This is a genomic window from Limnohabitans sp. YIMB22184 (genome assembly GCF_048020265.1).
Classification (GTDB): Bacteria; Pseudomonadota; Gammaproteobacteria; order Burkholderiales; family Burkholderiaceae_C; genus Limnohabitans_A.
Map to the genome: position 1 here is coordinate 631,927 of NZ_CP171843.1, position 15,538 is coordinate 647,464.

Here is a 15,538-nt window from a genome sequence, read left to right on the forward strand (position 1 = left end):
CCGGCGGGCTTTGCTTTTTCATCCCCGGGGCCATGTAGAGGACTACCATGTATAAAAACCTCGCTGCCACGCTCGTGGCCGCCTGCTTTTTTCTTCCCGCCGTTCAGGCGCAAACCCCCGCCCAATCCACCGATCCCATGAAGGCCGGTTTTGTCTACGTTTCGCCCATCACCGAAGCGGGCTGGACGCGTCAGCATGACGAGGGCCGCAAGGCCGTTGAGCGGGCTTTGGGCGATCAGGTCAAGACCACTTTTGTGGCCGATGTGGCCGAGGGTGCGGATGCCGAGCGCGTGATCCGCGACCTGGCCCAGCAGGGCCACCAAATCATCTTCACCCCCAGTTTTGGCTACATGGAGCCCACGCTCAAGGTGGCCAAAGAGTTTCCGAATGTGAAGTTCGAGTCGGTGACCGGCTTCAAGACCGCGTCCAATGTGGCGGCCTCGAACGCCCGCTATTACGAGGGCCGCTATCTGGCCGGGATTGCGGCCGGTCGCATGACGCAGTCCAATGTGGCTGGTTATGTGGCAGGCTTCCCGATTCCCGAAGTCCTGCAAGGCATCAACGCTTTCACGCTGGGCATGCGCTCGGTCAACCCCAAGGCCACGGTGAAAGTGGTCTGGCTCAACGCCTGGTTTGACCCGCCGAAAGAGCGCGAGGCGGCCATGGCCTTGTTCAACCAGGATGTGGACGTGATTGCCTTCCACACCGGTTCCACGGCGGTGATGGCGGCTGCGCAAGAGCGCGGCAAGATGGCCGTGGCCTACCACTCCGACATGCGCAAGATTGGCCCAGATGCCCAGATCATCGCGGTCACCCACCAGTGGGGTGATTACTACACGGCCCGCGTCAAGGCGGCTTTGGCCGGTCAGTGGAAGTCGGGCAGTGTGTGGGGCGGCGTGAAGGAGGGCATGGTCCGCGTGGGCGACTTTGGCCCCAAGGTGCCCAAGCCTGTGCAGGACGAAATTCTGGCCAAACAGAAAGCGGTGGGCGCAGGCAAGCTGCAAGCTTTTGCCGGTCCGATCTCTGACAACGAGGGCAAGTTGGTGTTGCCCGCAGGGCAGTCTCTGAGCGATGCCCAAATTTTGAACATGAACTACCTGGTGCAGGGGGTCGTAGGGCGGATCGCCCGGTGAGCCGCTAGCCCGGACCGGGTGTCCGGGCGAGACCCTAAAATAGCGCGATCGATACAAAGGCACACCATGAGCATCAAGAGCGACAAATGGATCCGCCGGATGGCCGAGCAGCACGGCATGATTGAGCCGTTTGAGCCGGGTCAGATCCGTCAAAACGCCGCAGGTCAGAAAATTGTGAGCTACGGCACCAGCAGCTATGGTTATGACATCCGCTGTGCCCCTGAATTCAAGGTGTTCACCAACATCTACAGCACGGTGGTGGACCCGAAGAATTTCGACGACCGCAGCTTCGTGGACATCGAGGGCGACGTCTGCATCATTCCGCCCAACAGCTTTGCGCTGGCCCGCACGGTGGAGTACTTCCGTATTCCGCGCAATGTGTTGACCATTTGCTTGGGCAAAAGCACTTACGCCCGCTGCGGCATCATCGTCAACGTGACGCCTTTCGAGCCAGAGTGGGAAGGTTATGTAACCTTGGAGTTCAGCAACACCACGCCGCTGCCCGCCAAAATCTACGCGGGCGAAGGCTGTGCGCAGGTGCTGTTCCTCGAAAGCGATGAGGTCTGCGAGACCAGTTACAAAGACCGCGGCGGCAAATACCAAGGCCAAGTGGGCGTGACTTTGCCCAAGACCTGAGGCCTGAAACCCGAGGGCCAAAACCGGATTTCGGGGTCGTCAGCCCAAAATGAGACAATAGCGGGTTAATGACCGATTCTTTTTCCAATTTATCGCTGGCGCCTACGCTGGCACGAGCCGTAGCCGAAATGGGCTACGAATCCATGACCCCTATCCAGGCCCAAGCCATTCCGGTGGTGTTGACAGGCCAGGACGTCATGGGTGCAGCCCAAACGGGCACAGGCAAAACGGCCGCGTTTTCGCTGCCTTTGCTGCAGCGACTGCTCAAGCACGAAAACCCTTCCACTTCGCCCGCTCGTCACCCGGTGCGCGCCCTGGTGTTGCTGCCTACCCGTGAGCTGGCCGACCAGGTGGCCCAGCAGATCAAGATGTACGCCAAATACACCCAGCTTCGCAGCGCGGTGGTGTTTGGCGGCATGGACATGAAACCCCAGACACTGGAGCTGAAAAAAGGTGTCGAGGTGCTGGTCGCCACGCCAGGCCGCTTGCTTGACCACATCGAAGCCAAAAACGCGGTGCTCAACCAGGTGGAATATGTGGTGCTCGACGAAGCCGACCGCATGCTGGACATTGGCTTTTTGCCCGACCTGCAACGTATCTTGAGCTACCTGCCCAAGCAGCGCACCACGCTGCTGTTCTCGGCGACTTTCTCGCCCGAGATCAAGCGGCTGGCCGGCAGCTATTTGCAAAACCCGATCACCATCGAGGTGGCGCGTCCCAACGAAACCGCTTCCACCGTCGAGCAGCGTTTTTACGCTGCGCAAGACGATGACAAGCGCCGCGTGATCCGCAAGGTGCTGACCGACCGGGGCATCAAGCAGGCCTTCATTTTTGTGAACAGCAAGCTCGGTTGCGGCCGTTTGGCCCGATCACTCGAGCGCGAGGGCTTGCGCACAGCCGCTTTGCACGGCGACAAGAGCCAAGACGAGCGCCTCAAGGCACTGGAAGCCTTCAAACAAGGTGAAGTCGATTTGCTGGTGTGCACCGACGTGGCCGCGCGTGGTCTGGACATCAAGGATGTGCCGGCTGTCTTCAACTTCGACGTGCCCTTCAACGCCGAAGACTATGTGCACCGCATTGGCCGCACGGGCCGCGCTGGCGCCTCCGGTCTGGCGGTGACTTTGGTCAGCCCCTCTGACACGCGTTTGGTGGGCGACATTGAAAAGCTGATCAAGAAAAAGCTGGAGGTTGAAACCCTGCAGCTGGACACCCGCCCCACGGGGTCTGCCCCTGAGAAGTGGGGTGAAAGGTCCGAGGATCGTCCCCGTTCGCGTGCTTATGAAGGCCGTCGCCGAGAGCACGATCCCCGTGATGCCCTGGATGCGCCGCATGAGCGCCGTGGTGGCTTCCGGCCCGCGCCGATCAACCGCGATCCGTTTTTTGAAAAGCCTTACGAGGCTCCGGCTGCTGACGTTGCACCCAGCTGGGAGCCCAGTGGCCCCAAAGTGGTTCGATCCGCCATATCAGCCAACATCAAGCCCAAGCGCAAGGTCGCAGCCCTGTTCAAGTCGGGTGAGTGATCGGGTTTGAAGTCCGGTCTTTGCAGAGGCTTCGAACGGCAGCCATTTGACACTGTCAAAATCGGGCCATGCGCGACACTTGCTTCAACCCTTCGTTTCCTCTGGTTTCCAATGTCTTGATCTGGCGCGGTGGGCCTTTGCCGCGGAGCTGCCTGAGTTCGGCGATTGTGTTTCTGGCGATGTCCAGCACCGCCTTGGCGCAAAGCGATTCAGCCACGCCCGCGGCGGCCGATCTTGGCCAGATTGAGATCCGCGGCAACCGCAACAGCGATACCGAGTCGCGACGCGAGTCCACGGCATCGAAAATCGTGATTGGCCGTGAAGAGATCGAGAAACAAGGCGATGCGACGCTGGGCGATGTCCTCAAGCGCTTGCCGGGCGTGACGGTGCAAGGCGCCCCCGGCCGGGGCGGGGCCATCCGCATGCGCGGCTTGGGCGGGGGCTACACACAAATCCTGCTGGATGGCGAGCGCATGCCGCCGGGCTTTTCGGTCGACACCTTGACCCCTGAACAGGTCGAGCGCATTGAAATTTTGCGCGCACCGACCGCCGAAACCGGTGCACGGGCGATTGCGGGCACGATCAACATCGTGTTGCGCGAGGGGCGAAAGGCCACGCCGGACGATTTGAAAATCACCCGCAGCCAAGAGCACGGCGAGGGCTCGACCATGGTCAATTGGGTGCACAACCTCCAAACCGAGCCTCTGAGTGGGACTTTCACCTTGTCGGCGATGGACAACCAGCGTGCTGATGAAAGCATGACAGAGATTGATTCGGATTATCGTGATGACCAGGTGCGTTTGTCCGATTCGTCGGGCCGCCGACAAGGCGTGCATGCCAATGCCCGCTTGCAATGGAAAGGCGAACAGGGCAAAAGCCTGACCTTGACGCCTTTTCTGATTTATTCCGAATACGCCGCCCAAGGGCGCATCGATGCTCGGCCGCTTTCTTCGGCAACCATCACCGACACCGCGCTGACTGACAACCACAGCCGCTACGCCGCAGCCCGTTTGAACGGCCAGTGGAGCCAACGTTTGTCGGCCGATGACCGTTTGGAAGTGCGTTTTGGTGCCGGCCAGGCCAAGTACAACCAGCACATCACCCAGAGCGTGGTTGCCACCACGGGGCTTTTGTCCAATGCCTTGGATGAGCAGCGCTTTACAGATCGCAACACCAGCCTGAACGCCAAGTGGACCCGTGTGCTGGACAACGGCCATCAGTGGGTCAGTGGTCTGGAGCACGAGGGGGTGCGCCGCGTTGAGGAAGCCAGCGCAGGCGCGGGCGACGACAGCGGTAACCTGAAGGCCCGCACAGCCCGCTGGGCGGCCTACACCCAGGATGAATTCAAGATCAACCCGAATTGGTCGGCTTATGCAGGCGTTCGTTACGAGAGCATCCTGACCGAGGGGCAGGTGAGTGAAGCGCTCAAACGCAACAAGAGCCAGGTGTGGACGCCTCTGCTCCACGCTTTGTGGAAGCCCGATCCGGCCAAGCGTGACCAGGTGCGCATGAGCCTCACGCGCAGCTACAAGACGCCTACGCTGTACAACATGGTGGCGCCGCTGCGTTACTCGCGTGATTACCCTTTCCCTGGAAACAACGTGCCCACACAGCCCGACCGTGTGGGTAACCCCGATCTGCGGCCTGAGTTGGCCACGGGCGTTGATTTGGGTTTTGAGCGTTATCTGGACGGCGGCGGTGTGCTCAGCGCCAACGTGTTCCGGCGCAACATTCAAGACCTGATTCGTTATCAAACCACCACCACTTGTGTGAACGGCGGAGCGCGTTGTGTCTCCTCTCCCCAAAACGTGGGCGACGCCGTCACCCAAGGCATCGAGTTGGAGGCCAAATTCCGCCTGAACCAAGCCTTTACTGAGGCGTGGCCTGTCGACATCCGCAGCAACATCAGCTTTTTCCGGTCCAAGGTCAAGGATGTGCCCGGCCCCGACAACCGACTGGACCAACAGCCCAGCATGACTGCTAACTTGGGGGCCGATTACCGGCTTCGCGGCATGCCGCTGACGGTGGGTGGCAATGTCAACTGGAACCCAGATTACGAGACACGGCGCAGCCAGGAGCAGCTGTCTTACCAAGGCATCAAGCGCGTGGTGGACGTGTATGGCCAGTGGCGTTTTTCGGCGGCAACCGCTCTGCGCTTGACCGTCAGCAACTTGCTGCCGCGTGACTACGAGACTGCCACCACATTCAACACGGGCACCCAGAGCGAGACCGCCCGCACCACCGACCGCAACTGGCGCAACATCCAGCTGCGTCTGGAAATGAAAATCTAAATCTAAAACAGGAGACACCCATGCCCATCAAGGACGCCGCCTGGCACGACCGCATGTACAACAACCGGGCGCTGGTGCCCGATTTTGCCGACCACTTTGCGCACTGGAAAAATGCCTCGGTCCAAGCGCGTGAGACGCTCAAGCCTTTGCTGGACGTGCCTTATGGCGACGGCCCCAATGAGACGCTGGACATTTTCCCGGCGGCCCGCGCCAACGCACCTGTGGTGGTCTTCATTCACGGCGGGTACTGGCGCAGCCTGGACAAGTCTGACCATTCCTTTGTGGCCCCTGCGCTGCGTGATATGGGTGCCTGCGTGGTGGTGGTCAATTACGCCCTGTGCCCGGGCACGCCCGAGCAACCCGTCACGATCCCCGACATCGCTTTGCAAATGGCCCATGCCACGGCTTGGGTCTGGCGCAATATTGCCGCGTACGGCGGTGACCGCAGCAACATCACCGCCATCGGCCATTCGGCGGGTGGCCATTTGGCCGCCATGTTGCTCGCTTGCGACTGGAAGGCCGTAGGGCGAGATTTGCCTGCCGGCTTGGTGCGCAAAACCATGTCGATCTCTGGCCTGTTTGATCTGGAGCCTGTGCGCAAGACGCCTTTTGTGCAGGCGGATCTGCGCATCACGCCCGCCCATGTGCGCATGGCCAGCCCGGCCAAATGGCAGCGGCCCCGCAAGGGCGTGCTGTTCACCGTGGTGGGTGGCGACGAGAGCCCTGAGTTTTTGCGCCACAACCGCTTGATCCATCAAGCCTGGGGTCCCGAGACGGTGCCGGTGTGTGAAGACTTGCCGGGCCTGAACCACTTCAGTGTGGTGACCGAGTTGACGCGTGTGGGCTCTCGCCTGAACACGCTGGCGCAAACCTTGATTCAGCAAGCACCCGCTTGAGCTGAACCCCAAGCCTTAAGCAAAAGGGCAAGCCAAATGGCTTGCCCTTTTGCTGGAGCGGTGCTCCAGCCTCAAGCCGGCAAAAACCGCTCCACCAGCAGCGACCAGAACGCCGAGCCGATGGCCACGTTCTTGTCGTTGAAGTCATACCCCGGGTTGTGCACCATGCACGCGCCGTGGCCATCGCTTGTGCCGTCGCCATTGCCGATCAGCAAATAGCTGCCCGGTACCTCTTCGAGCATGAATGCGAAGTCTTCACTGCCGTTCAGGGCGCGTCCTTGGCGCACAACCTTGTCGGGGCCTACCAGTTCTTCGGCCACAGCGCGGGCAAAGTCGGTCTCTTGCAGGTGGTTCACCAACACGGGGTAACCACGCTGGTAGTCGATCTCGGCGGTGACGCCGTAGCTTTGCGCTTGCGCGTGGACCAGTTCGGTGATGCGTTTTTCGAGCAGGATGCGCACATCGCGGTCGAGCGAGCGCACGCTCAGGCGCAGCGTGGCGGTTTGCGGGATCACGTTGTTGGCCACCCCGGCGTTGAAGGCACCCACGGTGATGATGGCCATCTGTTGCGGATCGACGTTGCGCGCCACGATGCTTTGCAAGCCCATGACGATGGCCGAGCCGGCCACCACCGGATCGGCGGCCACATGGGGCATGGCGCCGTGTCCACCCTTGCCGTGCAAGGTGATGGTCACGTTGTCCGAAGACGCCATGGCCGAGCCATCGCGCAAGACCAGATGGCCTTGTGGCTGCCCTGGCATGTTGTGCATCGCAAAAATGGCGTTGCAGGGGAACTGCTTGAACAGGCCGTCTTCCATCATCTTTTTGGCCCCGCCCAGGCCTTCTTCTGCCGGTTGGAAGATGAGGTTCACGGTGCCTGAAAAATGGCCTTTTTGCGCGATGTGCTTGGCCGCTGCCAGCAGCATGGCGGTGTGCCCGTCGTGGCCGCAGGCATGCATGATGCCCACGTTGCAGCTGGCATAGGGCAGACCGGTGGCTTCGTCGATGGGCAGCGCGTCCATGTCGGCACGGATGCCGATGCTCTTGCTGCCCGTGCCTTTTTTGATCTGCCCCACCAGGCCCGTGCCGCCGAGGCCGCGCGTGACCTGATAGCCCCAGGCGCTCAGTTGCTCGGCCACCAGGTCGCTGGTCCGGTACTCCTTGTAGCCCATCTCCGGGTGCTTGTGGATGTCGCGGCGCACCGCGATGAACTCATCCGCTTGCGCTTGCAGGGATTGGAGCTTGTCGTGCAAAAAAGCGTCACTGGGTGCATTCATGGGCTGACCTCTTGCGGTGTGAAAGGTTTATTGAGGTTGCAGGTTAATCGATTTGGCAATCGCACGGTAGCGCTCGATCTCGCCTTGGTACACACGGGCCAGCTCGGCCGGGGTGCGTGAAGGCAGGATCACGTTGCCGTTGGCCTCAAAGGCTTTGCGGGTCTCGGGCACTTCAACCGCGGCATAAAAAGCCTTGTTCAAAGCGGAGACCACATGGTCCGGGGTGTTTTTGTGCACTTGGATGCCGGCCCAGATGTCAAATTCCATGGCTTCCAGGCCCTTCATGGCGGCCATCGGGGGGAATTGCTTGAACAGGTGGTGGGGTGTTTTCGAGGTCACGGCCAGGCCCTGAATTTTGCCCTCCATGATGGTGGCAGGGATGGAGCCGCCCATGGGCAGAAAAGCCATGTCGATCTGGCCACCCATCAGGTCGGACAACAAGGGCGCGATGCCTTTGTAGGGCACGTGCAACATCGGGACTTTGGTCACCTGGGAGAATTTTTCACCGATCAGGTGGTACAGGGAACCAGGACCCACGCTGCCAAAGCTCAGCGGCTTGCCCGAGTTCTTGCGTGCCACGGCCAGCAATTCGTCCACGGTCTTGACATTGAGCGAGTTGCGCACCACCAGGATGGTGTTGGTGGTGGTGAATTGCGCGACCAGTTTGAAGTCTTCGGATTTGTACTTCACGCCCTGAATGGCCATCGGTGCCAGCACCAGTTCCATGGGGCTGCCCGCACTCAGGGTGTGGCCGTCAGCGGGTGCATTGATCAGACGGCTCATGCCGATCACGCCACCGGCACCGCCCACGTTCTCGATGATCATGGTCGCCCCCAGCCTGGCTGACGCGTCAGGCTGTACTTTGCGTGCAAAAAAGTCAGAAGGCCCCCCGGCCGGGTAGGGCACGATCATGCTGATGGTTTTGGTGGGGTAGGTTTGCGCCCATGCCGCACTGAAACTGCTGGCGACCAGAACAAGTCCGCTGAGAAGGGTTTTGACTTTCATGATGTTTTCTGTTGAAGGCTCGAACGAGCGCTGGGGTTTAAAAACCAGATGCGGCGTGCAATTGTTCGCGCCTGAAAGCGTCAAGGGGGGCGTACTGGGACGCCCCCGTTCGATCACTGCGGTTGCAGGTTGATCGATTTGGCAATGGCTCGGAACTGGGCGGTGCCGTCGCTGTAGACCTTGCTCAGCTCGGACAAAGGCAATGGCTTGGCGACCAGCAGGCTGTTCGCGTCCAGACCTGTGCGCACGCCTGCGTCGTTGAGGGTTTCCGTCAGCGCTTTGTGCAGAGACTGAACGACCGCTTCTGGTGTGTCTTTCTTCACGAAATAGCCGGTCCAGATGTTGAAGTCAAAGTTCTTGAGCTGCTTGCTTTCGGTGATGGCCGGGTACTGCTTGACGCCCTCCAGGCGCTCCTTGTTGAGCATGGCCAGGATCTTGATCTTGCCGCTGTCAGCGAGTTGCTGATAGCTCTTGCCATAGACCGTGATGAAGATGTCCACCTGGCCACCGATCAGGTCCTGGTTGGCTGGTGCACCGCCTTTGTAGGGCACATGTGTCATGGGGATGCCCGTGACTTTGGACAATTGTTCGCCCAAGAGGTGATAGAACGAACCAGGGCCTACGCTGGCATAGGTCAGTGGTTTGCCTGCGGCGGCTTCCTTACGGGCGTAGGTGAGCAGTTCGTCCACTGTGTTGGCGGGCAGGTTGGGGCGTGCATAAATGGCCATTTGCGCTGCACCGATCATCTGTACCAAGCGGAAGTCTTCGCTCTTGAACTTGACTGCCGCGTTGGCCAGTGGCGACAGGATCAACTCATTGGGTGAGCCCTGGAACAGGTAGTAGCCGTCCGATGGGGACGACAGCACTTTTTGTGCAGCGATGGCTCCGCTGACGCCACCCAGGTTTTCTACGATCACGGGCTGGTTCAAATGTTTGGCCAACGGAACGTTGACCAAGCGCGCTAGCACGTCCGACACGCCGCCTGCAGGGTAGGGCACCATCAGGCTCACAGGTTTGTTGGGGAAAGTCTGGGCTTGGGCGCCCAGCACAGTCAAGCCAGCCAGTGAAGCCAGCAGCAGGCGGCGAAAAGATGAAGTCTTGTGCATGTTTTGTCTCCGTTGGGTTATGGATATGAAAAATAACGCAGGATGGATACTAGAAACACAGTATTTATTTGTCAAATGACTTATATTTCTGGTTTGCATTCTCAAAATGAATACATGAACCTCAAGCACCTTGCGCATTGGCTGGCCCTGGCCGAGACCGGTTCTTTCAGCCGTGCGGCCGAGAAGCTGCACATCACCCAATCGGCATTGAGTCGCAGCATCCAGGTGCTGGAAGACGACTTGGGTGGTCCCTTGGTCGACAGGGTGGGCAAAAAGAATGAACTGACGCCGTTGGGCCGATCTGTGCTGGAGCGGGCGCGGCGCATCGTGCACGAAGCACATGAGCTCAAACAGGGCGCTGCGCTGTTGCAGCAAGGCGGCATGGGCAGCTTGCGGGTGGGGCTGGGTTCGGGGCCGGGGGCCATGTTGATGACGCCTTGGTTGAAATACATGGCCGAGCACCACCCGAGCGTGCAGGTGGCCGTGTCCCGTGGTTCCACCGAATTGCAGCTCATGCAACTGCGCGAGCGGCAACTGGATGCCTTGGTCGTGGACGTGCGGCGGGTGGCGACCGCACCCGATCTGAACATGGCGCACATCGTTGAACTGCGGGCCGGCTTTGTGTGTCGCCGGGGGCATCCGATCCTGGCTCAATTCCCTGACCAAGTGCCTTTTGACGCCTTGTTGGCGTATCCGATGGCGTCTACCCCTTTGTCGCAAGAGGTGGCCCGCATCATGGTGGACCATTACGGTCCACGCGCCAATCCGGCCCACATGACCACCTTGCAGTGCGAGGAAATTCCCAGCTTGATCGATGTGGTGCAGCAGACCGATGCCATTTATCTGGGGATTTTGGGGGCCGCGCGGCAGGGACTGGCCAGCGGTTCGCTGGTGGAGCTGGCCATGGACCCGCCTTTCCGCGCAGGGGCACTTCTGGCGCTGATCACCTTGGCGGGCCGCACCGAATTGCCCATCATGTCGGTCTTCAGGGAGTTTGTGACCCGTCAGCTCACCGATTGAGAACAACAAGGATTTCACATGCAAGAGTGGTTGCTGCCCATCGCGGTGGTTTTGGGTGGGTATACCGTGCTGGGCCTGACCGGCTTTGGCTCGGCCTTGGTGGTGGTGCCTTTGCTGGCCTGGAACTGGCCCTTGCCCGAGGTGGTGGCCTTGACCCTGCTGATGGATGTGCCCGCATCGGCGTTTCACAGTGGCCTCAACTGGCGACGGGTGCAGTGGCGTGAGCTGCGCCGCTTGTTGCCGGGCATGGTGGTGGGCACGCTGGTCGGCTTGTGGCTCATGCAGCACATGAGTGCCCGGTGGCCCCTGCTGTTGCTGGGTTTGTATGTGGCGGCTGCCGGGTTGAATGCTTTGCGACCCCGTACAACTCTTCAAGGGACGGTGGCCATGGGGTGGGCCTACCCGGTGGGCACAGCGATCGGGCTGGTGGAGATGCTGTTTGGCACAGCAGGGCCTTTGGTGGTGGCCTGGCTCAACCGGCGCTTGAGTGACGTGCAGCAGATGCGGGCCAGCACACCCATGATCATCACGGCTGCCGCTGCCACGGTGCTGCTCGGCATGGCTTGGGAGGGGCGTTTGTCGAGTGGGCTGCTCTGGCAACGTTGGACCGTGCTGATGGGGGTGGCCCTGGTCGGTGTGTGGCTGGGTCACCGCGTGGCACACCGGGTGCCCGCTGCACGCTTGCGACAAATCATCTGCGGTCTGCTGGTCATCAGCGGCCTGATGCTGGCGCTGGGGGCCTTGCGCTGAATGGGCTAAGCAATTTTGTTACCCCGAAATGATCGGGGGCCATGGCTTCGGCTGGCATGGATACCCGCGTGCGCGGGTATGACAAAAAGGTGTTGTCGTCCCGGACTTGATCGGGGTCCGATGGCTTTGGCTCTCATGGATACCCGTGTGCACGGGTATGACAAAGAGATTTTGTCGCCCCCGACTGGATCGGGGGCCCATGGCTTTGGCTGCGATGGATGCCCGCGCGTACGGACATGACCCAAGTCGACTTACATCAACAGGTGTTCACCCGCGTTGTCACCGCCCAGGATCACGTAGTTCACCTTGCGGATGTCCATCAGCTTGGTGCCACCGGCATAGCTGATCGAGCTTTGCACGTCCTGCTCCATCTCGACGAGCGTATTGGCCAGCTTGCCTTTTATCGGCTCCAAGATGCGCTTGCCTTCGACGTGCTTGTATTCGCCCTTGTTGAAGTCGCTGGCCGAGCCGTAGTACTCCTTGAACAAGGCGCCATCGACCTCGACGGTCTTGCCGGGGGACTCTTCGTGGCCAGCAAACAGCGAACCGATCATGACCATGCTCGCACCGAAGCGGATGCTCTTGGCGATGTCGCCGTGGCTGCGGATGCCGCCGTCGGCAATGATGGGCTTGGTCGCCACGCGGGCACACCACTTGAGGGCCGAGAGCTGCCAGCCGCCCGTGCCAAAACCGGTTTTGAGCTTGGTGATGCAGACCTTGCCCGGGCCCACGCCCACTTTGGTCGCGTCCGCGCCCCAGTTTTCCAGGTCGATCACGGCTTCGGGCGTGGCCACGTTGCCCGCGATCACGAAGCTGGTGGGCAGTTTGCCTTTGATGTACGCGATCATGTCGCGCACACTGTCGGCGTGGCCATGGGCGATGTCGATGGTGATGTACTCGGGCACCAGTTTTTCAGCGGCCAGCTGGTCCACCGTGGCGCGGTCGGGGGCTTTCACGCCCAGCGAGATCGAGGCGTAAACGCCCTGGGCGTGCATGTCGCGCACAAACTGGACGTTGTCCAGGTCAAAGCGGTGCATGACATAAAAGTAGTTGTTTTGCGCCATCCACAGGCAGATGTTTTCATCCACCACCGTCTTCATGTTGGCAGGCACCACCGGCAAGCGGAAGGTGCGGCTGCCCAGCGTGACACTCGCGTCGCACTCGGAACGGCTTTCCACGCGGCACTTGCGTGGCAAAAGCAGGATGTTGTCGTAGTCAAAAATTTCCATGAGAAAACCAAGCTCCAAAAAAGGATTCGTTGAAAGAACGAGTGAGCGCTTGGCCTGGCCGGTTTTCTGGCCCTTGGAGGGAACCCGTTGCAGGTTCAGGGCAAAAAAAACCGGGCGCAAGAATCTTGGGCCCGGTGTCTGATTCTACCCGCATTGCCTGACGGCTTGTTTCGGACAAAGCGGCGAGCCACTTAGTTCCTACAATCTCCCCCTATGTTGTCAGACACCGCCTCGAATACTTCTTCCCCCTTGCTGGCCCAGCTCAACGACGAGCAGCACCGTGCGGTGGCTTTGCCCGCCGAGCATGCGCTGATCTTGGCGGGTGCAGGCTCGGGCAAGACCCGGGTGCTGACCACGCGCATCGCCTGGTTGCTGCAGACCTCGCAGGTCTCGCCCGGCGGCATTTTGGCGGTGACCTTCACCAACAAAGCGGCCAAGGAAATGAAGCTGCGCTTGCAGGCCCTGCTGCCAGTGAACGTGAACGCCATGTGGATTGGCACCTTCCACGGGCTGTGCAACCGGTTTTTACGGGCGCATCACCAGCTGGCCGGCTTGCCGCAGACCTTTCAAATTTTGGACACGCAAGACCAACTCTCGGCCATCAAGCGCCTGTGCAAGCAGTTCAATGTGGACGAAGACCGCTTTCCGCCCAAGCAGTTGCAGTATTTCATCTCAGGCTGCAAAGAAGACGGTCAGCGTCCGGGTGATGTGCCTGTGCGCGACGACGAAACCCGCCGCAAGGTGGAGCTGTACCAGCTGTACGAAGAACAGTGCCAGCGCGAAGGCGTGGTGGACTTTGGCGAGCTGATGCTGCGCTCGTATGAATTGCTGCGCGACAACGCGCATGTGCGCGAGCATTACCGCCGCCGTTTTCGGCATGTGCTGGTGGACGAGTTTCAGGACACCAACAAGCTGCAATACGCCTGGCTCAAGTTGCTGGTGGGCTTGCCGGGCGAGGGCAGCGAGGGTGCCATCCTGGCGGTGGGTGATGACGACCAGAGCATTTACGCCTTTCGCGGGGCACGTGTGGGCAATATGGCAGATTTCGTGCGCGAGTTTCAGGTGCAGCACCAGATCAAGCTGGAGCAGAACTACCGCAGTTTCAGCAACATCCTGGACTCGGCCAACCAGTTGATCAGCCACAACAAGACGCGCCTGGGCAAAACCCTGCGCACCGACCAAGGCGCGGGCGAGCCGGTGCGGGTAGTGGAGTCGCCGTCTGACTTTGCCGAGGCGCAGTGGCTGGTGGAAGAGCTGCGCAATCTGGTCAAGCAAGACGGTTTTGAGCGCAAGGAAATTGCCCTGCTGTACCGCAGCAACGCGCAAAGCCGGGTGCTGGAAACGGCGCTGTTCAACGCCGGGTTTCCGTACCGGGTGTACGGCGGCTTGCGCTTTTTTGAACGCGCCGAGATCAAGCACGCGCTGGCTTATCTGCGCCTGATGGAGAACCCCAACGACGACACCAGCTTTTTGCGGGTGGTCAACTTTCCGCCGCGTGGCATCGGGGCACGTTCCATCGAGCAACTGCAAGATGCGGCCCGCGCCGCAGGCTGCTCGTTGCACGACGCGGTGAGCGCCACCACCGGCAAGGCCGGGGCCAATTTGGCCGCCTTTGTGGCCATGGTCGATGTGCTGCGCGAGCAGACGGAAGGCTTGACGCTGCGCGAGATCATCGACCTGGTGCTGGACAAGACCGGCCTGGTGAACCACTACCGCACCGAGAAAGAAGGTGCGGACCGGGTGGAAAACTTGGAAGAATTGGTCAACGCTGCCGAGAGCTTTGTGACGCAAGAGGGCTTTGGCCGCAGCGCGGTGGCTTTGCCTCAAGGCTTGTCTCAAAGCCCGGTCAGCCAGGGTTTGGCCATGAACGTCACTGCAAGCGAAGCGCGGCAGTCCAGTGCTGGATCGCCACGTCCCTTCGGTCCTCGCGATGACGAGGGTTTGACCGACGAATTCAGCGAAGACGGCGTGATCATGAGCCCCTTGGCCGCTTTCTTGACACACGCCTCGCTGGAGGCGGGCGACAACCAGGCGCAGGCCGGTGAAGACGCGGTGCAGCTCATGACGGTGCACGCCAGCAAGGGCCTGGAGTTTGATGCCGTGTTCATCACCGGTCTGGAAGAAGGCCTGTTTCCGCATGAGAATTCGATGAACGATTTTGACGGTCTGGAAGAAGAGCGCCGCCTGATGTACGTGGCCATCACCCGTGCCCGTAAGCGTTTGTATTTGAGTCATTCGCAAACCCGCATGCTGCACGGCCAGACCCGCTACAACCTGAAAAGCCGATTTCTGGACGAGTTGCCCGAAGACTGCCTCAAGTGGGTCACGCCCAAAAACGGCAGCTTCTCCAATCTGGGTAGCGCAAGCGGCTCGGGCTCAGCGGCGACCGGCGGTGGTTGGCCCCAAACCCCGGCTTTCAACCGCCACGCCCGCCCGGCCTGGGGCCAAAGCAGCCTGAGCACCGAAACCTACAAAAGCCCGCCCGTGCCGATGCAAAAAGCCGAACCCGAGCACGGCATCACGGTTGGCAAAAACGTTTTCCACACCAAATTTGGCGAAGGCAAAGTTTTGGCTGTCGAAGGCGTGGGCGCAGACGCCCGCGCCCAAGTGAACTTCCCGCGCCATGGCGTGAAATGGTTGGCGCTGAGCGTGGCCAAACTCACCGTGGTTTAACC

General features: G+C 60.6%; 12 protein-coding genes. 8 read left to right on the plus strand and 4 right to left on the minus strand.

The annotated features are described in order from the left end of the window. Window positions 1–47: 47 nt before the first annotated feature. The 5 genes from ACHEXL_RS02960 (at window position 48) to ACHEXL_RS02980 (ending at window position 6,476) form a co-directional block, all read left to right on the plus strand. Window positions 48–1,133 (plus strand): BMP family ABC transporter substrate-binding protein, encoded by a 1,086-nt coding sequence (locus tag ACHEXL_RS02960; protein WP_416560559.1) that lies wholly within the window; start codon window positions 48–50, stop codon window positions 1,131–1,133. Between the two features lie 66 nt (window positions 1,134–1,199). Next, the gene (dcd, locus tag ACHEXL_RS02965; RefSeq protein WP_090138747.1) at window positions 1,200–1,769 is read left to right on the plus strand and encodes a dCTP deaminase; all 570 of its coding nucleotides are present in this window, start codon (window positions 1,200–1,202) and stop codon (window positions 1,767–1,769) included. A gap of 68 nt (window positions 1,770–1,837) precedes the next feature. Continuing rightward, window positions 1,838–3,289, plus strand: a complete 1,452-nt coding sequence (locus tag ACHEXL_RS02970; protein WP_416560560.1) for a DEAD/DEAH box helicase — start codon at window positions 1,838–1,840, stop codon at window positions 3,287–3,289. Between the two features lie 179 nt (window positions 3,290–3,468). After that, a complete protein-coding gene (locus ACHEXL_RS02975; protein WP_416560561.1) occupies window positions 3,469–5,580 on the plus strand; it encodes a TonB-dependent receptor plug domain-containing protein in 2,112 nt (703 codons plus the stop codon). A gap of 20 nt (window positions 5,581–5,600) precedes the next feature. Beyond that, a complete protein-coding gene (locus tag ACHEXL_RS02980) occupies window positions 5,601–6,476 on the plus strand; it encodes an alpha/beta hydrolase (RefSeq protein ID WP_416560562.1) in 876 nt (291 codons plus the stop codon). Window positions 6,477–6,547: 71 nt separating this feature from the next. Here ACHEXL_RS02980 and ACHEXL_RS02985 read toward each other — a convergent pair whose 3' ends face one another. The 3 genes from ACHEXL_RS02985 to ACHEXL_RS02995 all read right to left on the minus strand — a co-directional run bounded on the left by ACHEXL_RS02985 (window position 6,548) and on the right by ACHEXL_RS02995 (window position 9,864). Continuing rightward, window positions 6,548–7,753, minus strand: coding sequence for a M20 aminoacylase family protein (locus ACHEXL_RS02985; RefSeq protein ID WP_416560563.1), 1,206 nt, complete (start codon window positions 7,751–7,753; stop codon window positions 6,548–6,550). 27 nt (window positions 7,754–7,780) lie between these two features. Beyond that, a complete protein-coding gene (locus ACHEXL_RS02990) occupies window positions 7,781–8,758 on the minus strand; it encodes a Bug family tripartite tricarboxylate transporter substrate binding protein (protein WP_416560564.1) in 978 nt (325 codons plus the stop codon). A 113-nt stretch (window positions 8,759–8,871) separates the two neighbouring features. Further along, window positions 8,872–9,864 (minus strand): Bug family tripartite tricarboxylate transporter substrate binding protein, encoded by a 993-nt coding sequence (locus tag ACHEXL_RS02995; RefSeq protein WP_416560565.1) that lies wholly within the window; start codon window positions 9,862–9,864, stop codon window positions 8,872–8,874. A 114-nt stretch (window positions 9,865–9,978) separates the two neighbouring features. On the opposite strand from ACHEXL_RS02995, the gene ACHEXL_RS03000 reads away from it, so the two are divergent. Together ACHEXL_RS03000 and ACHEXL_RS03005 are read left to right on the plus strand one after the other, a co-directional pair. Further along, window positions 9,979–10,884, plus strand: coding sequence for a LysR family transcriptional regulator (locus ACHEXL_RS03000; RefSeq protein ID WP_416560566.1), 906 nt, complete (start codon window positions 9,979–9,981; stop codon window positions 10,882–10,884). 18 nt (window positions 10,885–10,902) lie between these two features. Further along, on the plus strand, window positions 10,903–11,634 hold the full coding sequence (locus ACHEXL_RS03005; protein ID WP_108332268.1) for a sulfite exporter TauE/SafE family protein: 732 nt from the start codon (window positions 10,903–10,905) through the stop codon (window positions 11,632–11,634). Window positions 11,635–11,885: 251 nt separating this feature from the next. On the opposite strand, the gene ACHEXL_RS03010 is transcribed toward ACHEXL_RS03005, so the two are convergent. Then, complete coding sequence (locus ACHEXL_RS03010) at window positions 11,886–12,863, minus strand: GMP reductase (RefSeq protein ID WP_416560567.1); 978 nt, start codon at window positions 12,861–12,863, stop codon at window positions 11,886–11,888. 213 nt (window positions 12,864–13,076) lie between these two features. Between ACHEXL_RS03010 and ACHEXL_RS03015 the strand changes: the two genes are divergently transcribed. Next, a complete protein-coding gene (locus tag ACHEXL_RS03015; RefSeq protein WP_416560568.1) occupies window positions 13,077–15,536 on the plus strand; it encodes a UvrD-helicase domain-containing protein in 2,460 nt (819 codons plus the stop codon). Window positions 15,537–15,538: the final 2 nt, after the last annotated feature.

What these genes read in the sequence shown, in the direction of transcription:
- ACHEXL_RS02980 (WP_416560562.1), top strand. Translation starts at nt 5,601, where the DNA reads ATGCCCATCAAGGACGCCGCCTGGCACGACCGCATGTACAACAACCGG.
- ACHEXL_RS02995 (WP_416560565.1), bottom strand. Translation starts at nt 9,864, where the DNA reads ATGCACAAGACTTCATCTTTTCGCCGCCTGCTGCTGGCTTCACTGGCT.
- dcd (WP_090138747.1), top strand. Translation starts at nt 1,200, where the DNA reads ATGAGCATCAAGAGCGACAAATGGATCCGCCGGATGGCCGAGCAGCAC.
- ACHEXL_RS02990 (WP_416560564.1), bottom strand. Translation starts at nt 8,758, where the DNA reads ATGAAAGTCAAAACCCTTCTCAGCGGACTTGTTCTGGTCGCCAGCAGT.
- ACHEXL_RS02960 (WP_416560559.1), top strand. Translation starts at nt 48, where the DNA reads ATGTATAAAAACCTCGCTGCCACGCTCGTGGCCGCCTGCTTTTTTCTT.
- ACHEXL_RS03005 (WP_108332268.1), top strand. Translation starts at nt 10,903, where the DNA reads ATGCAAGAGTGGTTGCTGCCCATCGCGGTGGTTTTGGGTGGGTATACC.
- ACHEXL_RS02985 (WP_416560563.1), bottom strand. Translation starts at nt 7,753, where the DNA reads ATGAATGCACCCAGTGACGCTTTTTTGCACGACAAGCTCCAATCCCTG.
- ACHEXL_RS03010 (WP_416560567.1), bottom strand. Translation starts at nt 12,863, where the DNA reads ATGGAAATTTTTGACTACGACAACATCCTGCTTTTGCCACGCAAGTGC.
- ACHEXL_RS03000 (WP_416560566.1), top strand. Translation starts at nt 9,979, where the DNA reads ATGAACCTCAAGCACCTTGCGCATTGGCTGGCCCTGGCCGAGACCGGT.
- ACHEXL_RS03015 (WP_416560568.1), top strand. Translation starts at nt 13,077, where the DNA reads ATGTTGTCAGACACCGCCTCGAATACTTCTTCCCCCTTGCTGGCCCAG.
- ACHEXL_RS02970 (WP_416560560.1), top strand. Translation starts at nt 1,838, where the DNA reads ATGACCGATTCTTTTTCCAATTTATCGCTGGCGCCTACGCTGGCACGA.
- ACHEXL_RS02975 (WP_416560561.1), top strand. Translation starts at nt 3,469, where the DNA reads ATGTCCAGCACCGCCTTGGCGCAAAGCGATTCAGCCACGCCCGCGGCG.